Below are 23,540 nucleotides of genomic sequence, written 5' to 3'. Positions count from 1 at the left end.
TTAAGTTTCACTGCTGGTGTAACTCAGTTGGTAGAGTAGCTGATTTGTAATCAGCCTGTCGCAGGTTCAAATCCTGTCACCAGCTTTATAAATGTGATTTTTGTAGATATAGCTACCTACAGGTCATAACCTCTATGTTGACGATCGAGCAAATTGAAGCCGCTATCCTTGACCTACCGCCAGATAAGTTTCATCAACTTCTGGAGTGGTTTTTTGAGTTGGATTATCGGCGTTGGGACGAGCAGTTAGAACAAGATATTGCTGGCGGTAAGTTGGAAGATTTAGCTATTGAGGCGATCGCAGATTTTGAGGCGGGGCGCTATCGGGAAATTTGATGCACAACACGACTCGTCGATTTTGGGAGTGCTACAACGCTTTACCTGAAGCCGTAAAGCTTTCGGCCGATCGATGTTACGAATTACTCAAAGCCGATCCAACTCATCCATCACTGCATTTCAAAAAAGTCGGCAAGTATTGGTCAGTCAGAGTAGGACAAGACTACCGAGCTCTGGGTTTAGGAATTGAGGAGGGGATTTTGTGGTTTTGGATCGGCACGCACGCAGAGTACGATCGGCTTATTGGCTAACAGTAACATCAACATCAATTTTACCTAACGCAGCCGCCGCTTTTTTCAACCATGCAATTGCTGCTGCATCGAGTACGGGTTCCAGTTTCTCGATTACCGAAGCGTGATAGTTGTTCAACCATTGTAATTGAGTCTTTGACAGCCGATCGACATTTATCAATTTTTGCTCAAACGGAATATACGTCAGCGGTTCAAATCCGTACCAAACAGTACCATTTTTTGACGGCATTTCCCTGACAATATAGAGATTTTCGAGACGAATTCCGCCCCATCCCGGTTCGTAATATCCCGGTTCAATGCTTGTCACCATTCCCGGTTCCAGCGGATATTGGACAGATTTGCTGATGCCATTGGGCCCTTCGTGAACGGCTAAAAATACGCCGACTCCGTGCCCAGTTCCGTGTCCGTAGTCTAGCTGTTGTTGCCATAATACCGCACGGGCGATCGCATCTAACTGCGAGCCCGTTGTACCTTTAGGAAATTGCTGCGCTGCACAGTTGATGTGCGCGATTAACACTGTTGTATAGTGTTCGATTTGCAGCGCCGTCGGTTCCCCGACAATCATGGTTCTGGTGTCGTCCGTTGTACCAGCCAAATATTGCGCGCCTGAGTCTAGCAGCAGCAATTCTCCGGGTTTTAACGTGACTTCGGGGCTTGGGGTGCCGTAATGTACGATCGAGCTATTTGATCCAGCACCTGCGATCGTTCTAAAAGATAAACTCTGAAAATCAGTTTCTTGCTGATAAAAACCTTCGACAGTTTCTTTAACATCAAACTCTGTCAATACATTACCATTTTCTACCTGCTCTGTCAACCACATTAAAGTCAGAGTTTTCGCTCGACTCGCCTTAAAATTAGCCGATTTCATCTGCTCGATTTCCACCGGATTCTTCCGAGCTTTCATCCCTTCTACGGGATTCGGCTCAAAAACTATTTCGATGTTATTTCCAGCTCTTTGCTGGTCTAAAATTAACTGGTACGTGCCTGCTGTGCTGTGTTTCGAGTCCAATAGCACCCGAACTTTTTTCAGCAAACTGACACAAGATACTAAAGTTGACGGATAGTCTGTGTAGGGAAGCAAAGTTACATCCGCCGACAACTCTTGCTTAATTTCTAGTGAAACTCGTTCAGGATTGGTAAACAAAAACGCTGCATCTATGGTGACAATCGCGTAGGATATAAAAATCGGAATGTTGGGAATATCCGAGCCTCGGAGATTGAACAGCCACGCTATTTGATTGAGGTTGCTAATCGGCAGCACATCAATGTTAGCTTTTGCCATCGCTTCCCTGACTCTGGCTAATTTTTGGGCGGCGGTTTCTCCAGTCAGGGATGCAGGTAAGCTAAATATGGGAGATTCGTCAATCGCGGGTAAAGTCTCTACTGTTTGTCGAACTTTGTCTGCTAAATTTTCCGGGCTTGAGACTAGCTCAATTCCCGCAGTTGCAAATTTTTTAACCCAATTTTGATATTGCTCAGTGGATACAGTAAACGGATCAAAGCCAAATCTAATTTTGGTTGATTTCTGGGCAGATTCTGCTGCCAATTTTTCTAAAGTTTCAATCAAGCTTAAATTTTCTTCTAAGCCAAGTTTAGATATTTGAATAATTCCCGTATCGACTTGTAAATCCGCTTGTTCGTAATAGCGAGAATCTACAAACAACCAAGCAGAATCTTTGCCTACTAACAAATCTCCGGCGGAACCGGTAAAACCCGAAATCCAAGCTCGCCTTTGCTTAGCTGCTGGGACTGATAAATTAAAATGTTCGTCAACCGCTGGGATGAAATAGCAATCTAAGTCATATTTTGCCATCATAACTCGCAAATTTGCAAGTTTAGCTGAGATTGAATCTTGATTATTTTGAATAGCTTTGAAGTTACTTGCAATCATATTTCATGCTCCTAAAATTGTTTTCAAACCTTTAACCAATCTGCTAATTCCGGCTGCTGCTGTTGCAGTTTCCAGAGCGCCGTAAGCAACCCGCAAATAACATCCGGTATCCATCCCGAAGGTTGTACCTGGAAGCACTGCTACGTGATGTTCGCGAATTAATCGCTCTACTAATTCCATTGTATCGAGCTGTGTGTCAATTTTCAAGAAAAAGTAGAAAGCTCCGCAGGCTGGGGAAATTGTACACAGATTGGGGATGGTATTGAGTTCGTTTAATACGAGTTGTCGCACAAATGCGATCGCCCTTACATAATTATCGCAGTAAACTCGACCAACTTGCAAGGCTCCCAGGGCTGCATACTGGGAAATTACCGGCGGACAGATTAAGATTGTATCTTGAATTTTCCTCACCGAAACCAGCAAATGCTCTGGAATTACCATGTACCCGATGCGCCAACTCGCAAAACCGTAGGCTTTGGAAAGGGTAAACAGGGAAATTGTATGCTCGCTGCTGTTGGGAAAAGCTGCGGGCGAACAGTGTTTAACACCGTCATAGGTAAAATATTCGTAGGCTTCATCGCTGATGTGATAGATATTGTGTTGGCGGCAAATTTCGTTCACTTCCCGGAGTGCTTCGGCAGAATAAACAACACCGGTTGGGTTGTTGGGTGAAATCGTGACGATGGCGCGGGTTTTGTCGGTGATTGCTTGTTTGATTGCAGGGATATTGAGTTGATAGTTGGCATCTGTTTCTACTATCACTGGCTGGCAATTTGCCATGATTGCTGCCATTTCGTGGTTGAAGTAATAGGGTGATTGGATAATTATTTCGTCTCCCGCCGAGGTGATGGCGAGAATGGCGTTGGTAAATCCCATATTGCTGCCGGCGGTAACGACTATGCAGTTTTTGCTGTTAATCTCTATGCCGTTATCTGTTTTGAGTTTGGCTGCAATTGCATCTTGTAATTCGGGGATTCCTTCAACGGCTTTGTATTTGTGATTGTCGGGATTGGCGAAGAAGTCGGGGATTTTGTTAAATGATTCTTGGGGTGGATTGTAGTAAACTATGCCTTGTCCTAATGATATCGTTCCCGGATTTTGCCGAATTAGTTCGCCTACTACTGGGATGATTGGCGATTGTACCGATTGCATTCGAGTTGGGTGATTTTTCATTTAATTTAACTCTATTTTTAGGATAAAATTTGTTTGTAATCAGATAAGACGGCGGTTGAAACCGCGTCTACAGAAGGGAAGTCCGCCTCCGCGGACTGAAAAAAACAACGTAATTTTAACTACCCAATCTTCAACCCGCGCACCATCCGGGTTTTGCTTGTATAGACGCGGTTTCAACCGCCCTGTCTTCTAAACTCTTACAACTTCTATTCTAGAGCCTTGCGGCGACTTCAACACTTTAACTTGTGCGGGCAATCTTTCGCCCAATCCTTGAACGTGGGTAATCACTCCAATCAGCCTTTCTCGCTGCCGCAAAGATTCTAAAATCTGAGTGACGCTTTCGAGAGTTTCTGCATCTAAAGTGCCGAATCCTTCGTCAAGAAACAAGCTGCCCAATTGAGCTCCTTGAGACAGTTTTTCTGATAAAGCTAAAGCCATTGATAGGGAAGTAGCAAAGGTTTCGCCGCCGGAAAGGGTACGCACTCGTCTAGCTTCGCCACCATTCCAATTATCTGTTACCCAGTATTCGCCTTCGAGGTTTTTTAACTTGTACCGATTGTCGGTTAATTCTTGTAAAATTAAGGTGGCGCTGCCGACTAATTCTGCTTCTAAATGTTCTAAAATGTAGGATTGAAATTCGTTGGATTTGAGATTCTGCGCTAGGGTGTGATAGGTTTGCTCTTGTTCTGTGAAATTTGTGATTTGCTGTGACAGTCTTTGGGCTTGTTCGAGAGTTTGGGCGGCTACTTGAATCCACGCTAAAAGTTCGGCGCGGTTGTTGTTGGCTTGTTTGATGTTTTCTTGGGCGGTGTGTTTTGCCGATCGCACTTGTGCTAAAGTATCTTCATCGGTAGTTCTACCTGCGATCGCCTCACTCAAATCCTTCGCCCGCGTCTCCAACTGAATTTTCGACTCGCGCACAGAGCGAATCGCATTTTCCCACTGCGATTGTTCATTAACGGGCGCCACCGCTGCTAAAAACGTCTCTTCTGTGAAATCAGCCGCTGTTAATTTTGCTAACCAATCAACGCTTAGCTGCTGTTTGTGGCTCGCTGCTCGTGCAAAAACTTCTCCAGCTTGTTGCTCTCTCTCTGCTGCTTGAATAACAGTATTTTGAGCAGTTTGATAAGATTTTTCGGCAACTTTCAGCAGATTTGCCAACTCTTGCTTATCTTCCGCTAAGGCTTGTGCTAAATTAGCATAGGGTTGATATTCGGTAATTTGATAAAGCGCATTGACACAACTTTGCAACTGCTGCTGTCGGCGGTCTGATTCGACGATCGCATCTTGATATTCTTGCTGTTTAGCTGCTTTCGTCGTCGCTGCAAAATTAAATCTTTGTTCGTAATTATTATATTCCAGCGATGCGAGTTGGAATTGCTGCTCGGTTTCTCGGTATTGGCGATCGCTCTCTGCAACTATAACCAACTCCTGCTGCAACTGCAAGACTTCCCACTCGTGATTTTCTAGAACTTGATTGATTTGCTGCTGCAACTGAGCAACTTTATGCGCCGTCACTTCCAACATTTGAGCAATTTCCGACTCTTTTTGCTCGCAGGCTGAAACGGCGCTTTTCCCCTCAGCAGCAGCCATTTGAGCAGCTTGCAAAACTTGACTTGCAGCCGCAACTTTCCGGCGCAAAAGGGCAACATCGACAATTTTTGAAGTCGGCAAAGCAGGGAGCAAATTGCTCTCAGGATGCACGCCTCCGCACACCGGACAAGTATCGCCAGAATTCAGCGACATTCTGACAGCAGCAACACTCTCTAAACGCGCCGCTTCCGCATTAGCAGTTTGGGCAGATTCTAACTCAGCGTCGCACTCTTTCAGCCTGATTTGGGCCGCTGCTAAATTAGTTACCACCTGCGCGTAATTATGTTGAGCGCTTTCTTTGGCTGTGAGTGCTTTTTTGAGTTCTTCCTGCTGAGTTTGTCCCTGCTTGACAATTAGTTGAATTTCCATTAATAAAGGTGCAATTTGTTGCAACTGCTCTAAACGCTCACCACCGGGCGCATACTGTTCTAGCAACGCCGCCGCTCTAGTAACTCGAAAACCCGCCGACTGAATTTTAGTATTAGCAGCTTGCAATTCTTTATCTGCTGCTTGGAAAAAGCGCAGTTTTTCCTGCTGATTTTTTTGGGCGATGGCAACTTCTTTCTCTAATTGAGCGCGCTGTTCTTCATATACTTTTGCAGCAGCCAGAGCATCTTCCCGAGCCTTAATTTGTGGCGCTAATAACTCGGATTTGGCTTGGGAAGCCTCAAGTTTCTGCTGCTCTGCTGCTAGCTCCGAGCGAGCTTTAATCAACCGCTCTCGCGCTGATACAGCGGCAGTTTCGGCAGTTTCATACTGACTGCAAGCCGATCGCACTAAAGCCCAATCTCCCTGTAAATGGTTGGCAGTTTGCGCTCTTTCTAAGCGCTGTGCTAAGATTGTCATATCCGCCGAACTAGCATTTAACTTAGCCAAATCTTGTTCTAGTTCTCGCCAGCGAACGATTTGCGAAAATAGCTGTTCTTGTTCATCAAGAGCCTTTTGAGCTTGGACAACAGCGCGATCGAACTGAGGTAACTGCTGCTCTAAAATCAAAAGTTGCGATCGTTTTAGATCCACCTCATCCGTCGCCGGCGCGCTCAATTCAGCTAACTGCCTTTCCACCATTTCCCGTTCCTGTTTCAGCAGCTTTGCGAGCTCATTTGCCTCCTTCCGCATCTGCTCAAAAATCTCAAATCCCGCTAACTGTCGCAAAATTTCCCGACGCTTAGAAGTATCCCCTTTAATAAACTCATCAAACTTGCCTTGAGGCAGAATAATCGCTCGCGTAAAAGTATCAAAATCCATTCCCAAAATCTGTTCAATCGTATTTTGAACAGCAACAATACTCGTGCCCAACGTTTCCCAGTCGCTGTTTTGCCAACTTTCCAAAATCACCTTATTCTCCGGAGATTTCGGACGAAAACGCCAGCGCCTCGTCACCCGATACTGTGCCGAACCCACAGCAAAACGCAACTGTACTTTTAAATTTTCGCTGCCTTGACTTGCCAAATCCCCTACTTGTTTGCCGCTGCGAGTTGTCATACCAAAAAGCGCGTAAGTCATCGCATCTAGCAGCGAAGATTTGCCGGCACCAGTAGCACCAGTAATTGCAAACAAATCGAGTTGAGAAAAATCTAAACGCTGTTCGCGGCGGAAACTGGTAAATCCTTCGAGCAAAAGTTCTAGTGGACGCATACTGATTTTAAATTTTGGATTTTTACAATTATGTCATTGCGAACGGTAGTGTTAAGCTGTTGCGCTTTTAAATTGCATATTCGGGGCGATGCTCAAAGCCCACCCCACAAGAGTTTAATTACTTATTGACAAACAATTTAAATGCTGCAACAGCTTAGCAATAATTGTCTGAGTTGTGGGATGGGCTTCTAGCCCGTCCTGAGTTGTGGGATGGGCTTCTAGCCCGTCCTGATTAGAAGCCTGAACCACATTCATAACTGACGAAAAAATTGCTATTTACACCCCATTCAACTATTAACTGTTTCCTTAAACTTCTTGTACAAATTATGAAATTCCTCCAATACAGTTGGTTTCGGTGTCGTTCCCAATCGGTTTTGATAATAGTTGCAGAACTCTGCTGCCGGATCGAAATTGTTGGGATCGATATTAGTTATCTCTGTGGGTTCCAGCGCTGCATCCCGATAGCGCGGTTCAATTAACAGCGCTTGAGAACAGATTTGGCGCACGCGATCGGCTAATCCGATTTGCGGGCTGTCCAGTTCGACAATTACCTTCAAGTAACCCGGATGATATTGATGAGCTTCTAAAGCTGCATCAAGATTGTCATTATGACATTGAAGCACTTTTAACGGTTTGTGGCAAGCCACAGGTCTAAATTCCACTTTTGCCTGACTTCCCGGCTCAACTTCTATCAAGCAAAATCCCTTTTCCTGTTCTGCTTCTCCGAAATCTAACTGAATCAAAGAACCGGAATAATAAGCGGGGGAATTTTTAGCAATGCGCTGGTGAATGTGGATGTGTCCGAGGGCGACATACTGAGCTTCCGGTGGCAGAGTTTGCGATGACAGCAGGTATTTATCTCGCGTGTAATAAGCGACTTCGGATTTAGCCAAGCGAGCGCCGTCTATGCTCATGTGTGCCATCAGCATATTCACAGTATTATCTCGAAAATCTGTCGTTAAATTTTGCATTAAATCTGCTACAATGTCGCGGTATTCTTGGCGGCGATCGGCATCGCCAGAGTGCCAGAGAGAATTAGCATCTAACAGTCTTTGTTCGGAAGCAAAAGGCATTGCTCCGACGCAAAGTTTACCGCTTTTTGTATTGAGAGTAATCGTGCCGCCGTCTGCGGAACGCTTGGGTTTGCCTAAAGCGCGAACGCCGGCGAGGGAAAGCAATTGGGCGATGCTGTCGATGCGGGATGCAGAATCGTGATTGCCGGCGATCGCAATTGCGGGAATTCCGGCCGCTTGGAGTTCGCAGAAAAAGTGATAGGCAATGCGTTCAGCGTACGCTGGAGGGTTGGGAACGTCGAAAATGTCGCCGGCTACCAGAACAGCATCGACATCGAGGGCTTTGGCTTGTTTCAAAATCTGTTCCAGGGCGATCGCAATTTCGGAAGTGCGATCGATCCCTCGAAAACGCCGCCCCAAATGCCAGTCAGCAGTATGAATTATTCGCATAATATAAGTGAATTCCAGAGTAGATGTATTCTATAACTTATAATCAATCCGACGGGCGGTTAACTCGAATCAGCATACCTCTTAATGTTTCGAGATTAGAAATAGCCTCATTAATCCGCGCCGCCCGCCGCTCCCTATTTGAATCATCTTTACAAACAATGATACCAGCATGGTCTGGTTGTAATGTATGCAGCTTGATAAAATCACGGCGATTGAGCGTTAAAATAGCGCGGTCAATACTCAATGCAAAAGCTAACACTTCTTCATCAGGAATTTTTTGATTAGCATTTCCTGCTTCCTGTACTGTCATGACATCGTGACCTAAAGTCCTCAGAAATTCCACAACTCGCTTTGGGTATTGTTCATCTGCATAAAAACGTGCCACTTTTCAATCATCCTCATTTTCTTGAATTGCTGTTTCAATCTCATCAGGATATGCCTCAGCATAAGCCCAAGCATTTGCCAAGTCAGCGGCACGCAGAGTCGGATAATCTTCTAGGAGTTCAGATTCAGAAATACCTAAACGGCGAGCATTCACCAGCACCCAAACAGGAATTCGCGTTTGTCTGATGCAAGCATCGCCGCCGCACACGCCAGGAGTCTTTTGAATTCCAGACCAAAAGTTGCTTAAACTTTGGGCTAAAAATTGTATAGCTTGAGTCTTTTCCTCTGGACTTAAAGCCAGGAGTTGCGGTTGCAATTCTTTTAGTGTCATGTTCGTAATTCGTACTAAGTGGTAATAAAAAAAATATGTTTTGTCACCATCAAACTATTCTAGCACTTGTCAGCCCAAATTGTATTCAACATATTTAACGGCTAATTGTAGGGTGCGCACTGCGCACCAAAGCGGAGAACAATGTAACTCAAAACTTTCATTCTACAGGCTTCAAATCGTGAAACCGAGTATAATCAACCACCCGCCCACCATCCGGTTTTCTCAAAACAATATCTACAAACCGCATATTCCAGACAATCTCAGAAGCTACAAAAGAATGCCGCGCGTGAATAGTTTGCGAAACAGTTTCGTCAATTCCCGTTAGCGTAATCACAATTTCGGCTTGGGACTCGATCAAATCTTTTGCAGTAAGTTCGTACAAAGGACTGCTCTCATCAATTGCGTGCATCACCGTCCAACTTAATGCAAAAATAGGAGATTGACTTCGGACTAATTGCAAATCGTAAAAACGCCGCATAAATTCTCCTTCCGATGTTACCTCGTCGCGGATCAAAGTAGCTCGCTGCTGCGCTTCTAAAATTTGGTTGAAGCGCTGATTTCCCGCGCGGTACATCAGAGTCTGAACGCCGTTGAAAGGAGCGATTACAGCTACGCGACTGAAGATAACTCTAGCAGTTGGTCGAGAAAATCTCGAAAAACCGAGTCCCGTAACCATCGCGACTCCCCACAAACCAAAAAACGCTTCGATCGCGACTATAGTATTAGCGTACTCGGTGCGCGGATACATGGCGCCGTAGCCGATTGTCGCCATTGTTTGCACGCTGAAATAAAAGGCATCTTTGAAAGAACCAGGCCGTGCATTAGCAATGCAATCTCCTCCCGCCAAGTAAGCTAAGGCAAATAAAGAATTCGTGAGTATATAGCAGAAACAAATCAGAATGAAAAATTGCGGCCAAGAAAGAATTAACAGCCTGTGGTAGAGGTCGGCAAAATGCAGCCGAGGTACTCCCAACTTGACAATATTTAAGGGGAATTGTCCTTTGCGGGTGACTAAACGAGCCTGTGGTGGGCGGTTGTGGTGAATTTTCATTGCGATTTGTAACTGCGGCTGTGTCAAATTGTAACTATTGCTTGGAGCGGAAAAACTTATCCTTTAGACTGATGTCTAATTCCAAAAATTACGATTAAACCGGAGTTGATAAATGGTTGAGCTTAACTGGCATGACTATCTGGTGATGGTTTCTTTTGTGGCTTCAATTGCGGGTCTAGTGCTGCTGGGCGATAATGGCACCTCGGGCCCGGCGGACGATCGCACTTTGAGCGAAGAAATCTTGATCAAGATGAGCTTTACTTACTGGATAGTGTACTGCATATCTGTTTTCGGGCTGAAACTTCACTTACCAGAGGATAGCTGGTTATTGCACAGTTTGAAGCTGACTACTGTTCTTTCTTACTTGTTGACTGCTTCTAGCATACTCAGCCTGCCACTGCAACGCATGGCTGTCCGACGAGTTGAAGAGTGAAAAAAACAGGTTTGTAGTGAGGACTTCAGTCCTTCCGGTTTGATGGAAGAAGGACTAAAGTCCTCACTACAAACCTATTTGATTTATATTGCTATTAGCTGCGAGTTTGTTTAATTGTTTTTTATGCCAGGAATGCTGACGTAACGCGCCCAAAATGGCTGCGCTCGATCCGAGTTGCAGTTTGAATTACCCTTCTCCTGTGGTTTTCCCTTAAATTCTGAAGTCTCAGAAAAGATCCTCATGCTGCCAATAATCAAGCCTTGGGCATTTCGCAGCGGTGCAGTCGAGATAGAGACATCAATTAACGAACCGTCTTTGCACTGCCGCCTGCACCGCTTGGCAACTTGGGCTTTCCCTGCCAATTCTGACTGAAAGACGAGACGCAAGCCCCTGGCTTTAGACACGGGGAAAAGTCGGCAGCGGTTTCAACCGCCTTGAAAACTTCTTCACATATTGAAATACAATATACAGAGTGGTTAGTGTATACTGTAACAATGAAAGTAAAACTCAAGTCCAATGCCAACGTAACTTACTCCTGTAATTATCATATTGTCTGGTGTCCCAAGTATCGCAGATCGGTATTGATCAAAGGTGTAGATATTCGGTTAAAAGCCATACTACAAGAAGTTTGTACCGAATTCAATGCCGAGTTACTGGAAATGGAAGTCATGCCAGATCATGTTCATGTACTGGTAGGAATAGACCCACAATTCGGGGTCGCAAAATTGATTAGATACCTGAAAGGGCGTTCATCTCGACTACTAAGGCAAGAATTTCCTTGGTTGAAAAGCCGACTACCAACTCTGTGGACAAATAGTTATTTTGTTGCAACGGTCGGCGGTGCACCATTATCTGTCGTTAAACAGTATATCGAGAACCAGAAAAATGTCTAATTACGGCTGTCAGCAAGACTTAATCAGTCCCCATTCTAGTCTGAAAGCAATTTTAGAATTCGTATGCAGTGAGTCAAATAAGTTGGCAAATTGTGCCATCTACTACGGTCGTCAGTTGTATTTTAAGACCAGGAATATTCCTAGAAAACATGATTTACATAAAATGTTCAAGTCGAACTTGCATTTTAAGGCTCTGTATTCTCATGTCGCACAGCAAACTTTAACCAGCGTCGCCGAATCTTTTAGTTCGTACATTGGACTGCTAAAAGGAATTGTATCTGGAACGGTAACGCAACATCCAAAGCTGCCGGGATACAAAAAAGATTCTCTTAAATTAGTTACATTCCCCAAGGCTGATGTCAAATTAAAGGATGGATTGCTGCGCTTCCCATTAGGTAGCAAAGTCAAGCTTTGGTTTGGAGTTGGGGAATTTTTTCTACCAATGCCATCTAATTTGGATTACAAAAAGTTAGTAGAGATTCGGATTCTCCCCAGAAACCGTCGCTTTTATGCCGAGTTTGTGTACAGAACAGAAGAGTTAGCTGTGGACATCAACCCGGATCATGTTTTGGGATTAGACCACGGAATCAACAATTGGTTGACAGGAGTATCCAATGTGGGAACTTCTTTTATTGTTGATGGGCTGCATTTAAAGTCCTTAAATCAGTGGTACAACAAGCGTATCTCTGTCTTGAAAGAGAATCAACCCCAAGGCTTCTGGTCAAATCAATTAGCCCGAATTACTGAGAAGAGGAATCGACAAGTTAGAGATGCGGTAAATAAAGCTGCGAGAATTGTCGTCAATCACTGTATTGAAAACAGAATAGGGAGGGTAGTCTTTGGATGGAACAAAGATCAAAAACAAAGTGTAAATATGGGTAAAAGGACTAATCAAAAATTCGTACAAATTCCCACGGGTAGGTTAAAAGACAGGATCTCTCAGTTATGCAAACAACATGGAATTAAATTTGTAGAAACTGAAGAAGCGTATACTTCAAAAGCCAGTTTTCTCGACAATGATTCACTACCTAAGTTCGGTGAAAAAACTGAAGGGTGGAAAGAATCAGGGAAAAGAGTAACTCGCGGACTGTATCGTTCGGCAGACGGCACAAAAATTAATGCTGATTGCAACGGCGCAGTTAATATTATCAGAAAAGTAGCGGTAAAGCTGGGATTAAATCTTAGTGGAATCAGTAGCGGCGACTTGATAGCGCCTTTGAAAATCCGACTGTGGACTCTTCAAGAATCCCCGTCCCTTTAGGGCTGGGGAGTATCAATGAAGCATAGCACTAAAATCGACAATTTCATCGGTAGGGACGATCGGCAAAAACTCCCCCAAAACTTCAGACTCTTTCCAGCCAAAAATTTGCTCCGCCGCCGGATTCCACAGCGTCACCGCAGCCGACGCATCGATGCCGACAACTGCCAGCGGCAAAGCTGTAATTAACCCTTCTAAAACTTGATTTGTTTCGCACAATGTAGCCTGTACTAACTTTTGTTCGGTGATGTCCTGACAAGCACCGTAAATGCCGACAGCGCGATTCTCGGCTTCATCCCACACAACTTGCCTGCAATCCCACAGCCAGCGGATTTCCCCGGATTTTGTGACAATTCGGTACTCGCTGACTTCCTTGCCGCTGCTAGAGCGAGACTGCATTTGTTCTTGCAACATTTCTCGATCTTCGGGATGAATGCAGTTGCATTCTGGCCAGCCGGAAGTTGCGATTTCTGATGCAGTATAACCTGTAATCTGAGTAAAAGCTTCGGTCATCCACTCGCAGGCCCAAGTTCTATCCGGCAATAAATTAAAAGAATAGGCAAAATCTGAGGTAATTTGCGAGAGAATGCGGTAGCGCGATTCTGATTCCCGCAGAGCTGCTTCGGCTGCTTTAAGTTCAGTAATATCTCTATTTGTGACTAGAATTGCCTCGATGCTGCCCTCCGCGCTCGCAATCGGGCTAAAGATGTAGCTGCTATAATTTTTGCGCCCGGTGCGCGGATTGATAAACTCAGTTTCTGCGGTTACAGTTTGCCCCGTTGCCAGTATATTTTCCCAGCAATTATTGTGCAATTCAATTGCTTCTGGCGGCCAGCCAATCTCTTCTAAAGTTTTGCCGAAAATGTATGCTTCCGACAGCGGAGTTAACTCTAAACCCGCGCGGTTGATATAAGTTAATCGGTGGGAGCGATCGAACATCAAAAGTCTGTCCGGTGTAGTTGAAAGTACAGTGTCGAGCAGCTTGGTTTGCTGTTCTAGCTGAGAGTAGATTTTTTCTAGTGCATTTTCTACTATTTTGCGCTCTGTAATATCTTGAAAGAACACCGATAAGCCTTCTTCCGACGGATAAGCCTCGACTTCAAACCAGATATTGTGCTGCTGGTAATGCCCTTCAAATTTAACAGCAACGTTATGAGATATCGCTTTCTCAAATTCCTTGAAAAAAATCGTATTCGCGGTATCGGGAAACTGCTCCCAAATATTTTTCCCGAGAAGTTCTTGTCGCTTTCTGTGCAAGCACTCCTCTGCTTTCGGGTTGACATGGGTAAACTGCCAATTACGGTCTAGCGTATAAAAGCCATCTGTGATATTTTCTAAGATATTAGCGATTTGCTTTTGCGATTTTGCGAGTTGTGATTCTGAGAGCTTCCGCTGAGTGATGTCGCGGGAATTGATGATGATGCCGTTGATGCTGGAATCGTGCAGCAAATTGTTAGCAATTACTTCTAAATACACCCAATCACCGTTAGCGTGGCGTTTCCGATATTCTATGGGCGGTGCAATCCCCGGCTGTTTGAGCAGTTTGTCAAAATATGCTTGCCAAGCTGGCAAATCGTCTGGGTGCAGCAAATCGCTGTGAAATTTACCAATTTTTTGTTCGGGTTTGTAGCCTAAAATCCGTTCTAGTGCAACTGGACTTTGGTCTCGTATCCGCCCGTCAGCTTCAATAATTGTAATTAAATCGGAAGAGTTTCGCAGGATAGTTTGTAGTTTAGCTTCTCCTTTGGTAAGGGCCTGAGTCACCTTTTTGTACTGCGCCTGACTTTGATGTAAGTCTTTTTCTAACTGTCTAATTATCGCTGCTTGATGTGCAACTTTTGGGTGAAAATTTGAATTTACTTGTTCTCGGTTTGCTCGGGCTGCTTTGGGATTCCCAAGCGGCCCAATCTCTGCCGGTAATTCCTGCAAAGCTGCGGATAAATGGTTAACATTGTTACTTAAAATCGCTTTTTGCTCTGGCGGCAGTTGCTCGATATGTCCCTGCAACTCCTCAAACTGGTTAAATACTTTTTTGATCATTGTAGTAAGCGCTCAAACTTGCGACAGTTAGATTGTCTATTTACTTCCTACAAGGATAGCAGTTATTTTTGTCAAGTATAAAAAGACATCAATTTAAATTCTCAGCGCGAGAGCTAGATTTGCGGTGCTAGTTCCCCGAGGAGGATACAGATAGAAAGTGCCAGAAAGTTCGATCGCTCCAAAAAAATATTGGGCTAAGTAATATTACTGAAAATAGTTGTAAATTTTTAATGTTTAAATTATTTGGTAAGTCCCCGGTGCCGCCGGATTTTGAATTAAAGCTCGATCGAGCTTTGAGCTTGTACCGGAGTCTAGCAGGGGTTTAAACCCCTGCCTCAAAGCTCGCATTCGGTTAAAACCGACTCTCATTTCAAATCCGTTAACTACCGAACGATCGAGCAGTGTAAGCATCGCGCTCATGAGGGGGAAGCTCAGGATTTAAAGCCTTTAGAGGTTTTCTTTTGATCCTGCGGTTTGGATTTTGACTTGTGAACTTCGCCTAAAGCTTGCTGAAATAAGTTGTGCAGGTGCAGGGGAACGCTGGCAATTTCCGGGAGTTCGGGTTCTAAGGGTTTCTTATACTCTTGTAGCAAAGAATCTAAATCAATCTCGATCTGAAAGTCTGTGCGTTCCAATACTGTTTGCAATATTTGTGATAATTTGGCTGGATTAACTTGAGCTAACCGCCGCCAAATCCACACATTAATTGCCGGATCTTCTAGATAGCTGCGAACCAACTTTTCGTAACCGGGAATGGTGGAAAAGTCCTCTGCTGCTAGCAGTTCGGTAAACTGACTGTAATTAGACAAAAAGGTTTGTCCCCAGCGGGGATGAGAAAGTGCTGTCACCTTTTCGGCTTTTTTGAAGCGATCGGGCAATTCAACTTTCGGCGTTACCATTTTTGAACTAGCATTCTTGTCGAGCACCACCTCAACTGCTTTAGTATCGGCGCCTGCTGCTGCGATCGCGACTGCTTTGATTTCTTCAGGATCGACTCCGGCATCTTCAACGATATCCGCCAGAGATTTAGTTTGATCGATGCCAATATCAGCTAGGCGTTTTTTAGTCATTACCTCCTGAAATTCCGCCAACTGTTTGTTCAGGTAATATCCCGATAGCGTCACTTCATCGCTGCCAAAAAATTCGGTAAAATCTTCGTGGTACTTTTCTACCGACTTCCAAGCTTGCTCTAACAGTTCTGGGGCGTCGCTGTACAGGTTATTTTTGTAATTTTGCTTGAAATTGCCGATCGCCACCGCCAGCTTCGGCTTACCCAATTTCCCCATCGGAATCGCAGGCCCTGAGAGTATCCACGAGTCATCGGTGAGGGGCGCAATCCGAGCCCGCAGGATTTCTCCCAGCTTAAAGCGAGACATTTCTTGCAGGAAATTAGCGCTGTTGGGCTTGACAGCGTAGTGCTTCGCCGTCAGCCAGTTCATCAGTTCAAAGCTGTCAGGGGAAATTTGAGTAATTTCAAATAAGCCGGTAAAGCTTCTGTGGCGCCAAGTTTCTAGCAAACTGATCTCGCCAGCGGTTAAATCCGGCTGACTTGCGACAAAAAGGTCGATCGGCGTTTTGTCTCCGACTTTACCTTCGACGGTAAAACTGTCAATCACTTGATTTTGCTGAGCAATATCGTAGCGCTCGCCGATCGATTTAGTTGCGGCAAAAGCTTCCAAAGCTACCGCCAAATCTCCCTCAGCATCCAGCACAAAGTCAATTAAATTTTGCTTGAGTGTCCAAGCTCTTTCCAACATTGCATCCACAAGTTATACCGATTTTGAATGAGAGGATTTAGATTAACAATTATCGGACTTGATGCAGCGGACGCTTTCACGCTCCGGCTGCGATTGCTAGCGCGGATGGCGAACAATGACAGAAATATGCGATCGATGCCTGAGTCCTGAATTAGTTTAATTTTAAGGCTAATTGTCAACAAAAAATGCCTGTCTCAAACTTTTTTGTTAATAAGTTTTTTTGCGATTCAAGCCGCCAAACCAGCCTTGGCAAAATCTTGCTTCCTGAAAAAAACGATTTCCACTCAGTTAAAAATACCCCTCTCAGATGTAGAGAGGGGTAAAAAATCCCCAAGAACTTGGGTAAACTTGCGTTGAAAATAGTGTCAGATATCAAGCACAGTCTTATTTTTGGGGCGTTGCTCCGAGCATCGCCCCACAAGAGTTCAAGAAATAGGATTCTTAAAATTAGATGCGCGTCAGCTTAGCGGCCGTCTTTGTCAATGTCGCCAGGAACAGCCCGTTCTACCCGATCCCAAGCGTCGCGCGTGGCGTGCTTAGCTTTTTCCCAAGTCACATTCGACTTACCGCGATTTGTTTCGTAGTCGCGCTGCAAATCATTTTCGATCTCGTTGAAGCTTTTACCAGTACCGCCATAGCGGCTGTAGCCCTCATAACCGGTGCGGTATGCAGGCTGATAGTCTTCGTAAGTTGTGCTGGTGTCCGCGTAAGAACGGGAGCTGTGGTTGTTTTGCCAGTAAGCATCTTCTACCGTGGGGTCGATCGCCTCTGCGACACCTTTACCCGCCAAACCGCCGCTAAACGCGCCCACAACAGCGCCTACAACGGCTCCCACAGGCCCGCCGATCGCACCGCCGATCGCAGCACCAGCAGCACCCGCACTCGCAGCACCGATACCCGTTCCCACTGGATGAGCCCCTTTTTCCCCGGACAGCGGGTCGAGGTTAGCATCAGGTTGTTTCACCGTTTTTGTGTCATCGCTCATGATATTTTTTCCTTTTATTTAACTGTAACTCTGCTTAAATTTATCTTTTTAATTGCTACTTATTCATCTTCCTTAGGGATGAATCTGCTATCCCAAAAGACAGCTCGCCGGCAGGAAAAAACAATCTGGCCCCAGTCAAGCAAAAAGGTTTGTAGTGAGGACTTTAGTCCGCATAAATTGCGCTAGACTAAAGTTCTCACTACAAACCTTTGTTGTTTCGGTTGTGAGATCCCAAATGATGAATCGCGACCTTTGATATTTGGTCTCCTCACCCAAGCTGCATATTTAGCAACTTGAGTTAGATAGAAAATTTTTAATTTATTCGTTCCCCGTGACCTTTTCGAGCAGATCTTCAGCTTTTTGAACAATGCTTTCTTGCGGGTGTTCTGCATTGTATTCCTTTAAGCTTTCATCGTAAACCTTCTCGACCTTTGCAGGATTTTGAGCGGTTTTGACGATATCTTCGTAAGCTGCTTGGGGATTGAGATCCTCAAAACTTTCTGCGGGGTCAGTAATTTTAGCTGACTGCTGCGCCTGACTGGTGTATTGACCTGCTGCGCGAGCAGCCTGATTTGGTACTGCCACTATACCAGCCAGAGCAATGAAAGCCAGCATACAGACTAGCAAAATGCTTTGACTCAATGTTTGTCCCAGAGCTTTTAAAACCCGCTTCATATCAACGTCTCCTCGTATTTGGTCGCAAAAATTATCGTGTTTGTTGTCCCGATCGGGCGATCGCACATCAAGAACCTTGGTTGAAGCGCCATCTTTGTCGCAGCTACCAGAGAGCGATCGAGCCAAAAGGGATGTTTATCGTGATGTGCAACATATTAAGCGCCTGCTTGTTACCATTACTTCTACCAAAAGATAGATTAGTAGTAGGGTGCGTCAGCAGAGCGTTACTTTTGCGAGGGATCGAGTATCTATGAGCTGACGCACCCTAGAGAATTCCAGTGCTTTCATTACAACCATTCTTGATTAATATTGAGGTTTCTACTCTGCATAGCTCGTTCAAATAGCTCAGTAGAAAGAGCCTGTTCTACCGACCAAACGCCCGGTTTGGTCAGTTTGCCTTCCAACATCAATTGAGCGATGCTGCCAGTACCGATGCCCGTAGCTGTAGCAGCATTTGGGTGTACCGCTGTCGAGCAAACTTTCGCGGCTTGACCGTTTTTGAGGCCGGTCACTTGCGATCGCACAGCCACGCCCACACCGCTAAAATTATTGCTAACAGCGGTCATCCCGTAACTGACATAGGACAAAAACTCAATGACTGAATTATTTTTCAGCCAGCTATCCGGCCAGTATTTGGCAACAAACCAAGTAAGGTGATTGTAAATATCGGGAAAAGTGCCAAATTTAGTAATCACGGTTTTCACGGGGAAAGTTTCGGGCAAAGTAATTGCTTCCGGCATATCGAACCAGTAAACGCCAGTTTTGCCGTAGGGTGCGGGAAATTCTATGGTTTCGCGATCGGTGTAGGGTTTAATCTGCTGTAGTTTGCCATCAACCAAAACATCAAAAGCAGTTTGCAAACCCAAAAAAGTAGTGCGCATGACGGTAACGCCAGCACCGCCGGAACCGCCGACAACATAACTCAAATGGATGTTTTCTGCTGTATCTAATTGCTCCACATCTCGGCGCACCATGCTGTTAGAAACTCCAGGGAAAATCCCCGTGTTAATAATCGCTGTCACCCCGGCATTTTTAGCAAGTTCCCGGCAGTCTAAAGCTCGGCGAGTAAAACTGCGGCTGTCGCTGACATCGGTATAATTAACCCCTGCTTCGATGCAAGTTTTCAATACACCCGCGTCTCGGTAATGAAAAGGCCCGGCACAGTGAATGACCAGGTTAGAGGCTGCAATTGCTTGGGTCAAGCCCGCACTGTCTGCTAAGTCTAACGCTAGATAGCGCGATCGATCCGGCGGCAACTCCGGTGGAAGAGAGCCAGAGGGATCGCGTCCGGTAATAGTAACTTCTGCGTCGGTGTGGGTAACAAGGTCTTGAGCAACGCTGTTGCCAATTCGTCCCCGACCGCCGACAATCAAAACTCGGTTCGTCATCGCTCAAAAAAGGGTAACGCTAATATAAGTTTCTCTATTTTCAGGCATAAATTCCATCTACACAAAGGATGAATTTGTAAGAAATTAGGAGAATGTGGCGATCGACCTCAGCGATTATCCCTTGCCCCCAGTCGAACAAATCCTGAGATTTCTGATGTTGATGGTTCAACAAGGTTAGCGCAGTGAGTTTTCAAAGAGTAGGAACTTGCCCGTTATGTTACAAGGGAAATTAGTCGAGCGTACTAGGTTAGAGGATTTATTGAGGGGCGATCGGCAGTTGGCCTTAACATTATTAGGATTTAAACACTATGGCACAACAGAAACATGACTTCGGAAGGTAACGTCGCCGATACGGGTATAGTAGAAAAAGCGAACCAACTGATCCAAACAGGTCAAGCGCCAGATATGCTTGCAGCCCTCAAAATCCTGAAAGAGCAAGCTAGACAAAATAAAGACAAGGCAGAATTAGATAAAATTAAAACTACCCAGAAAGCATTTGATGATAGAAAAGCAGGCGCAGTGGCAATAAGAAAAAGAGGAAAAAGACAAAGAGATAAGCTTATCAAAAATGAAGTGTGACTGCGAAATCACGAAGCATCTCACTTTGTTAAAGTATTTTTTTACCAATGCGATCGCTAAATATATAAGCAAGCGATGGGGACAGCACTGCCAAACCGAAACTAAGAGGCTCTAAAAAATCATGAATGTCCTGATAACTGAAACACTGCTAGATTATTGCGATTCTGATGATTATGCCCTGCAAACAGAGGCACTCCTACAGCTTGTAGATGCAGAAGTTTATGAGGCTGTACCGAAGATATTAAGATTGCTAAAGTCCTCGGATGAATTAATTCGATCTCATGCAGCAGAAGCCTTGGGTTATCTAGGAATCGAAGAAGTAGAGACAGTTGGCCCTGCATTAATGCCTCTGCTAAAAGATCCTGAAGAACTGGTGAGGTCTGAAACAGTTGAGGCGCTGGGCGAACTGGGTTATACTCCTGCGATCGCACCAATAGAGCATATCTTAAGAAATGACCCTTCGGCACTGGTGCGCGCATCAGCAGCAGAAACTCTCGGATATTTAGAAGACCCTGAAGCAATAAAAACTCTCGAACTTTCGCTGCTTGATGCAGATGAAGATCGAGCAGTTAGAGGCTATGCTGCTAACTCGATAGGGATTTTAGGTACATCGCAGCTATTGCCCAAACTGGAAAAGTATCTAAAATTGGAGCTTCCTTTATCAGTAAAAGCTGAATTGCTGGGTGCAATGTACTGGCTGGGCGCGAAAGAATATCTCAAGCAACTATTAAGTTTGTTGGATAATGCTGATGAACTTCTAGCAATGATAATCCTGAATATTTTAACGGATTTGACGGAACGCGAACCGCGACCAAATCTTGCCAAAGATGCTCCCGATTTAGAAAGGGTATTGAGTGCGATCGCCCAGCGATTTCCTTTGATGCGGCATCAAGCAGACGAAATACTGGCAGACTGCATGAATTAACACAAAAAAACGAAGATATGATTTATCTGCGTTCCTCTTCCTATAGATGTTCTCCACCTTACTAATGTCGCGTTTTGATTTGCTAACTACACAAACTCATAAACAGGGACTTCCAACGTGCGACTTGGCTGTTTTCCTTTCCAGATGATTTGCTGTAGTCGCTCTACTGTTTCTGGTGAGAAAAAACGCTCTCCTGTTTCTACACACAATCGAGCTGGCACATTTTCAACAATGATAAAATTTCCATCTAATTCCAGAGTATAGTTCACTCTTTGTTCAATCATGGTTTCTTTCCAGACTTCATTGCTCATTTTAAGTTCTCCTAACTTTGAAATTCATCCACAGTTCGGGGTTCGGTTCGTATAGGGTAATAATTTTTATCAAAGGGCGAGATGGATAACTACACTGGATGTGCAAAGGTCGAGCTGCTAGGGTAAAACCCAGTATCACGCAGCTTGGGCCATATTTGTCGTCGGGATAATCTTCGATAATTTCACCGCTTGCAATAGCCTCGCGCAGTTCTTGCACGCCGATCTGGCGGACGATGCTTTGATTTAGAGCGTGCTGTGAGAACTCAAACTGGCTTTGAACAATTTTATTGCGGATTTCTTCAATCATTACCAGGCGACATAACAGCTTACGGATTTTGTTTTTATCTAAAACTTAACTTTTAATTATAAATAAAATTACCCTATTTTGCAACTAACCGTACCAGAAGCAGTAGATTGATAAGGGCGGGGAATGCCCGCCCTCTTAGCTTCTAATTACCCCGAAACACCGATTTAGCCGTTGATTTCAGAGAGTTAGCCGCATCTGCTAATGTTTGCGCGATCGGCTGCTGCGAGTGCATGAACACGCGAGCCGTATTGCGTCCGGGCATCCCCGAAATCGAGCCGCCGGGATGCGTGCCCGCACCGGTGAGGAACAAACCGTCGATCGGCGTTTTGTAATTCGCCAACTCCGGTAAAGGACGGAAAAATATCATCTGATCCAGCGTCATGTCAACGTGGTAATAATTCCCCTTCAGCGCCCCCAAACGCTCTCCCAATTCGGCCGGACTTTCCACGCGGCGGCCGATAATTGAATTCTTGATATTCGGCGCGTATTCTGCTAATTTATCAATGCAGCGATCGGCAACTTTGTTCTTCAATTCGTCCGTCCAACCCGTACCATGCTGGCCGGTTCCCTCAGCATTTTCGATTTGGTAAGGAGCAAAAAATTCAATCCAAGCCGTATGGTGTCCGGGAGGAGCCATTGATGGGTCTCGTACCGTGGGAAACACGACATACATCGACGGATCGGAATCGGGGATTTTGCCGATCGCAGGCTGAGTATGAGCAATTTCAACGTGTTTCACCGAGTCTGCAATTAAAACAGAACCCATTAAATATTCATCGCGATGGTTCCAGCGATCGAACTTAGGTACTTCATTCAGAGCCAAGTCAATTTTGAGAATAGTCTCGTTGTTATTAACAATTTTGCGCTCCAATCTTTCCCGCAAGTTCGGATCGGCAGCATCGACATCGCTGTCATCCACTAAGTGCAGAAACAAGCGCTTCGCATCAATATTAGAAATGACGCCTTTAGTAGCTCGATATTCGGTGCCACCTGCAACTCGAACACCGACAGCGCGGCCGCTATCAACTAATATTTTCTCGACGTGCTGATCCGTAAGTATAACACCCGCATAAGTTTTGACTAAATTGACCAGCGCTTGCACCAATGCACCCGTTCCCCCGCGCGGCCTCGCCATGCCCGGATTGTGGCGCATTGCCATCATAATTGCGCCTACAGCAATGGTTTTTTGTGAAGGAGGCGCGCCCAACTCTGCGGCCAGTCTTGCCAAAGGTGCTTTCAGAAATTCCTCATCAAACCACTCGTTGAGAATGTCCTCAGCGCTAGTGAGCATGGTGCGAATAAAGTCCAGCGTTTTGTCTGGGGAACCGATGACTGAAAATAAGTCTTTGAGTTTGGCAATATCGTAGTTGCCAGCAATATCTATAATAGATTTTGGTGGCGCGTTAAACATCGGAATCATTGCACCTAAAGCGCGCTGCCAAAAGTCTGTATATTCGGCATATTTTTTAGCGTCGCGCTCGTTGTAGCGGGCAATTTCTGCACAAGTTTTTTCGACTGAAGTGTGTGCTAAGAAATATTTGCCGTCTGGATGGGGACAAAAAACGACTGGATCGCAGTAAAGATATTCTAAGCCGTATTTTTCCAGTTCTAATTCTTCTACAACCGGCCCTAAATGAATAAATTCGTGGTCGATCGCGCACAAATTGAATTTAAAATCTGGTAATTCGGGAATCGCAGCTTCGGTAGTCGCCGCGCCGCCGGGAACCGAACGTTTTTCTAACAACAGCACGGTATATCCGGCTTTGAGGAGATAAGACGCACAGACCAGTCCGTTGTGACCGGCTCCTATGATAATCACGTCATACGTTTGCATAGATGAAGCTCTGGGGATAGGATATTTTGCTTATTTTACAAATGT

25 protein-coding genes and 1 tRNA gene are annotated in these 23,540 nt (G+C 45.0%); 9 read left to right on the top strand and 17 right to left on the bottom strand.

The genetic code is table 11. The features are described 5' to 3' along the window. The first annotated feature begins 12 nt into the window (after nucleotides 1–12). The 3 genes from QUB68_RS08895 to QUB68_RS08885 all read left to right on the top strand — a co-directional run bounded on the left by QUB68_RS08895 (nucleotide 13) and on the right by QUB68_RS08885 (nucleotide 586). A tRNA-Thr gene (locus QUB68_RS08895) sits at nucleotides 13–85 on the top strand. 49 nt (nucleotides 86–134) lie between these two features. Further along, nucleotides 135–335 carry a hypothetical protein gene (locus QUB68_RS08890; protein ID WP_332991412.1) on the top strand — a complete coding sequence of 67 codons (201 nt, stop codon included), beginning with the start codon at nucleotides 135–137 and terminating at the stop codon, nucleotides 333–335. After that, on the top strand, nucleotides 335–586 hold the full coding sequence (locus QUB68_RS08885) for a ParE family toxin-like protein (protein ID WP_332991409.1): 252 nt from the start codon (nucleotides 335–337) through the stop codon (nucleotides 584–586). Before QUB68_RS08890 ends, QUB68_RS08885 begins: the two co-directional genes overlap by 1 nt. Here the strand turns inward: QUB68_RS08885 and QUB68_RS08880 are convergent. The 8 genes from QUB68_RS08880 to QUB68_RS08845 form a co-directional block, all read right to left on the bottom strand. After that, a complete protein-coding gene (locus QUB68_RS08880) occupies nucleotides 576–2,477 on the bottom strand; it encodes an aminopeptidase P family protein (RefSeq protein ID WP_332991408.1) in 1,902 nt (633 codons plus the stop codon). The genes QUB68_RS08885 and QUB68_RS08880 overlap by 11 nt on opposite strands. Nucleotides 2,478–2,480: 3 nt before the next feature. Then, on the bottom strand, nucleotides 2,481–3,650 hold the full coding sequence (locus QUB68_RS08875; RefSeq protein ID WP_332991406.1) for a pyridoxal phosphate-dependent aminotransferase: 1,170 nt from the start codon (nucleotides 3,648–3,650) through the stop codon (nucleotides 2,481–2,483). Nucleotides 3,651–3,839: 189 nt separating this feature from the next. Further along, complete coding sequence (locus QUB68_RS08870) at nucleotides 3,840–6,881, bottom strand: SMC family ATPase (RefSeq protein WP_332991405.1); 3,042 nt, start codon at nucleotides 6,879–6,881, stop codon at nucleotides 3,840–3,842. Between the two features lie 114 nt (nucleotides 6,882–6,995). Next, on the bottom strand, nucleotides 6,996–7,136 hold the full coding sequence (locus QUB68_RS08865) for a hypothetical protein (protein WP_332991404.1): 141 nt from the start codon (nucleotides 7,134–7,136) through the stop codon (nucleotides 6,996–6,998). A gap of 32 nt (nucleotides 7,137–7,168) precedes the next feature. Further along, a complete protein-coding gene (locus tag QUB68_RS08860) occupies nucleotides 7,169–8,344 on the bottom strand; it encodes a metallophosphoesterase family protein (protein ID WP_332991401.1) in 1,176 nt (391 codons plus the stop codon). A gap of 43 nt (nucleotides 8,345–8,387) precedes the next feature. Continuing rightward, complete coding sequence (locus QUB68_RS08855; RefSeq protein WP_332991399.1) at nucleotides 8,388–8,729, bottom strand: DUF5615 family PIN-like protein; 342 nt, start codon at nucleotides 8,727–8,729, stop codon at nucleotides 8,388–8,390. 3 nt (nucleotides 8,730–8,732) lie between these two features. Continuing rightward, a complete protein-coding gene (locus QUB68_RS08850; RefSeq protein ID WP_332991398.1) occupies nucleotides 8,733–9,059 on the bottom strand; it encodes a DUF433 domain-containing protein in 327 nt (108 codons plus the stop codon). Between the two features lie 157 nt (nucleotides 9,060–9,216). Beyond that, the gene (locus tag QUB68_RS08845; RefSeq protein ID WP_332991396.1) at nucleotides 9,217–10,110 is read right to left on the bottom strand and encodes an ion channel; all 894 of its coding nucleotides are present in this window, start codon (nucleotides 10,108–10,110) and stop codon (nucleotides 9,217–9,219) included. A gap of 112 nt (nucleotides 10,111–10,222) precedes the next feature. On the opposite strand from QUB68_RS08845, the gene QUB68_RS08840 reads away from it, so the two are divergent. The 4 genes from QUB68_RS08840 to QUB68_RS08825 all read left to right on the top strand — a co-directional run bounded on the left by QUB68_RS08840 (nucleotide 10,223) and on the right by QUB68_RS08825 (nucleotide 12,697). Further along, nucleotides 10,223–10,543, top strand: a complete 321-nt coding sequence (locus QUB68_RS08840; RefSeq protein WP_332991394.1) for a hypothetical protein — start codon at nucleotides 10,223–10,225, stop codon at nucleotides 10,541–10,543. 240 nt (nucleotides 10,544–10,783) lie between these two features. Continuing rightward, a complete protein-coding gene (locus QUB68_RS08835) occupies nucleotides 10,784–10,915 on the top strand; it encodes a hypothetical protein (protein ID WP_332991392.1) in 132 nt (43 codons plus the stop codon). 122 nt (nucleotides 10,916–11,037) lie between these two features. Then, nucleotides 11,038–11,436, top strand: coding sequence for an IS200/IS605 family transposase (tnpA, locus tag QUB68_RS08830; RefSeq protein WP_332991390.1), 399 nt, complete (start codon nucleotides 11,038–11,040; stop codon nucleotides 11,434–11,436). Next, a complete protein-coding gene (locus QUB68_RS08825; protein ID WP_332991388.1) occupies nucleotides 11,429–12,697 on the top strand; it encodes an RNA-guided endonuclease InsQ/TnpB family protein in 1,269 nt (422 codons plus the stop codon). Before tnpA ends, QUB68_RS08825 begins: the two co-directional genes overlap by 8 nt. Nucleotides 12,698–12,709: 12 nt before the next feature. On the opposite strand, the gene QUB68_RS08820 is transcribed toward QUB68_RS08825, so the two are convergent. The 6 genes from QUB68_RS08820 to QUB68_RS08795 form a co-directional block, all read right to left on the bottom strand. After that, entirely contained in the window at nucleotides 12,710–14,734 is a 2,025-nt protein-coding gene (locus QUB68_RS08820) for a PAS domain-containing protein (protein ID WP_332991386.1), read from the bottom strand. Nucleotides 14,735–14,968: 234 nt separating this feature from the next. After that, nucleotides 14,969–15,154 (bottom strand): hypothetical protein, encoded by a 186-nt coding sequence (locus QUB68_RS08815; RefSeq protein ID WP_332991384.1) that lies wholly within the window; start codon nucleotides 15,152–15,154, stop codon nucleotides 14,969–14,971. Between the two features lie 11 nt (nucleotides 15,155–15,165). Continuing rightward, on the bottom strand, nucleotides 15,166–16,491 hold the full coding sequence (locus tag QUB68_RS08810) for a hypothetical protein (protein WP_332991933.1): 1,326 nt from the start codon (nucleotides 16,489–16,491) through the stop codon (nucleotides 15,166–15,168). Between the two features lie 463 nt (nucleotides 16,492–16,954). After that, nucleotides 16,955–17,476: a hypothetical protein gene (locus QUB68_RS08805; protein ID WP_332991382.1), complete on the bottom strand. Its 522-nt coding sequence runs from the start codon at nucleotides 17,474–17,476 to the stop codon at nucleotides 16,955–16,957. Nucleotides 17,477–17,794: 318 nt separating this feature from the next. Next, a complete protein-coding gene (locus tag QUB68_RS08800; protein ID WP_332991381.1) occupies nucleotides 17,795–18,277 on the bottom strand; it encodes a hypothetical protein in 483 nt (160 codons plus the stop codon). A 161-nt stretch (nucleotides 18,278–18,438) separates the two neighbouring features. After that, the gene (locus tag QUB68_RS08795; protein ID WP_332991379.1) at nucleotides 18,439–19,539 is read right to left on the bottom strand and encodes a saccharopine dehydrogenase family protein; all 1,101 of its coding nucleotides are present in this window, start codon (nucleotides 19,537–19,539) and stop codon (nucleotides 18,439–18,441) included. Between the two features lie 324 nt (nucleotides 19,540–19,863). Here QUB68_RS08795 and QUB68_RS08790 point away from each other — a divergent pair, with 324 nt between their 5' ends. Both QUB68_RS08790 and QUB68_RS08785 read left to right on the top strand, forming a co-directional pair. Then, the gene (locus QUB68_RS08790; protein WP_332991377.1) at nucleotides 19,864–20,118 is read left to right on the top strand and encodes a polymorphic toxin type 34 domain-containing protein; all 255 of its coding nucleotides are present in this window, start codon (nucleotides 19,864–19,866) and stop codon (nucleotides 20,116–20,118) included. Nucleotides 20,119–20,239: 121 nt separating this feature from the next. Further along, on the top strand, nucleotides 20,240–21,043 hold the full coding sequence (locus QUB68_RS08785; RefSeq protein WP_332991375.1) for a HEAT repeat domain-containing protein: 804 nt from the start codon (nucleotides 20,240–20,242) through the stop codon (nucleotides 21,041–21,043). An 86-nt stretch (nucleotides 21,044–21,129) separates the two neighbouring features. Here the strand turns inward: QUB68_RS08785 and QUB68_RS08780 are convergent, their stop codons facing one another. The 3 genes from QUB68_RS08780 to crtO form a co-directional block, all read right to left on the bottom strand. Next, entirely contained in the window at nucleotides 21,130–21,354 is a 225-nt protein-coding gene (locus QUB68_RS08780) for a YgiT-type zinc finger protein (RefSeq protein ID WP_332991373.1), read from the bottom strand. A 1-nt stretch (nucleotide 21,355) separates the two neighbouring features. Beyond that, nucleotides 21,356–21,661 (bottom strand): DUF4258 domain-containing protein, encoded by a 306-nt coding sequence (locus QUB68_RS08775; RefSeq protein ID WP_332991370.1) that lies wholly within the window; start codon nucleotides 21,659–21,661, stop codon nucleotides 21,356–21,358. Nucleotides 21,662–21,803: 142 nt separating this feature from the next. Continuing rightward, nucleotides 21,804–23,495: a beta-carotene ketolase CrtO gene (gene crtO, locus QUB68_RS08770; RefSeq protein WP_332991368.1), complete on the bottom strand. Its 1,692-nt coding sequence runs from the start codon at nucleotides 23,493–23,495 to the stop codon at nucleotides 21,804–21,806. Between the last annotated feature and the right edge of the window lie 45 nt (nucleotides 23,496–23,540).

This window comes from Microcoleus sp. A006_D1 (assembly GCF_036702805.1).
Lineage (GTDB): Bacteria > Cyanobacteriota > Cyanobacteriia > Cyanobacteriales > Microcoleaceae > Microcoleus.
Note: the sequence above shows the minus strand (reverse complement) of the source record. Positions and strands in the feature narration are given on the sequence as shown.

Bases quoted from the DNA above. Each gene is read 5' to 3' on its own strand.
- QUB68_RS08820 (WP_332991386.1), bottom strand. From the start codon at position 14,734: ATGATCAAAAAAGTATTTAACCAGTTTGAGGAGTTGCAGGGACATATC.
- QUB68_RS08865 (WP_332991404.1), bottom strand. From the start codon at position 7,136: ATGAATGTGGTTCAGGCTTCTAATCAGGACGGGCTAGAAGCCCATCCC.
- QUB68_RS08845 (WP_332991396.1), bottom strand. From the start codon at position 10,110: ATGAAAATTCACCACAACCGCCCACCACAGGCTCGTTTAGTCACCCGC.
- crtO (WP_332991368.1), bottom strand. From the start codon at position 23,495: ATGCAAACGTATGACGTGATTATCATAGGAGCCGGTCACAACGGACTG.
- QUB68_RS08885 (WP_332991409.1), top strand. From the start codon at position 335: ATGCACAACACGACTCGTCGATTTTGGGAGTGCTACAACGCTTTACCT.
- QUB68_RS08780 (WP_332991373.1), bottom strand. From the start codon at position 21,354: ATGAGCAATGAAGTCTGGAAAGAAACCATGATTGAACAAAGAGTGAAC.
- QUB68_RS08825 (WP_332991388.1), top strand. From the start codon at position 11,429: ATGTCTAATTACGGCTGTCAGCAAGACTTAATCAGTCCCCATTCTAGT.
- QUB68_RS08790 (WP_332991377.1), top strand. From the start codon at position 19,864: ATGACTTCGGAAGGTAACGTCGCCGATACGGGTATAGTAGAAAAAGCG.
- QUB68_RS08850 (WP_332991398.1), bottom strand. From the start codon at position 9,059: ATGACACTAAAAGAATTGCAACCGCAACTCCTGGCTTTAAGTCCAGAG.
- QUB68_RS08795 (WP_332991379.1), bottom strand. From the start codon at position 19,539: ATGACGAACCGAGTTTTGATTGTCGGCGGTCGGGGACGAATTGGCAAC.
- QUB68_RS08810 (WP_332991933.1), bottom strand. From the start codon at position 16,491: ATGTTGGAAAGAGCTTGGACACTCAAGCAAAATTTAATTGACTTTGTG.
- QUB68_RS08890 (WP_332991412.1), top strand. From the start codon at position 135: ATGTTGACGATCGAGCAAATTGAAGCCGCTATCCTTGACCTACCGCCA.
- QUB68_RS08815 (WP_332991384.1), bottom strand. From the start codon at position 15,154: ATGAGCGCGATGCTTACACTGCTCGATCGTTCGGTAGTTAACGGATTT.
- QUB68_RS08875 (WP_332991406.1), bottom strand. From the start codon at position 3,650: ATGAAAAATCACCCAACTCGAATGCAATCGGTACAATCGCCAATCATC.
- tnpA (WP_332991390.1), top strand. From the start codon at position 11,038: ATGAAAGTAAAACTCAAGTCCAATGCCAACGTAACTTACTCCTGTAAT.
- QUB68_RS08835 (WP_332991392.1), top strand. From the start codon at position 10,784: ATGCTGCCAATAATCAAGCCTTGGGCATTTCGCAGCGGTGCAGTCGAG.
- QUB68_RS08880 (WP_332991408.1), bottom strand. From the start codon at position 2,477: ATGATTGCAAGTAACTTCAAAGCTATTCAAAATAATCAAGATTCAATC.
- QUB68_RS08785 (WP_332991375.1), top strand. From the start codon at position 20,240: ATGAATGTCCTGATAACTGAAACACTGCTAGATTATTGCGATTCTGAT.
- QUB68_RS08860 (WP_332991401.1), bottom strand. From the start codon at position 8,344: ATGCGAATAATTCATACTGCTGACTGGCATTTGGGGCGGCGTTTTCGA.
- QUB68_RS08870 (WP_332991405.1), bottom strand. From the start codon at position 6,881: ATGCGTCCACTAGAACTTTTGCTCGAAGGATTTACCAGTTTCCGCCGC.
- QUB68_RS08840 (WP_332991394.1), top strand. From the start codon at position 10,223: ATGGTTGAGCTTAACTGGCATGACTATCTGGTGATGGTTTCTTTTGTG.
- QUB68_RS08775 (WP_332991370.1), bottom strand. From the start codon at position 21,661: ATGATTGAAGAAATCCGCAATAAAATTGTTCAAAGCCAGTTTGAGTTC.
- QUB68_RS08805 (WP_332991382.1), bottom strand. From the start codon at position 17,476: ATGAGCGATGACACAAAAACGGTGAAACAACCTGATGCTAACCTCGAC.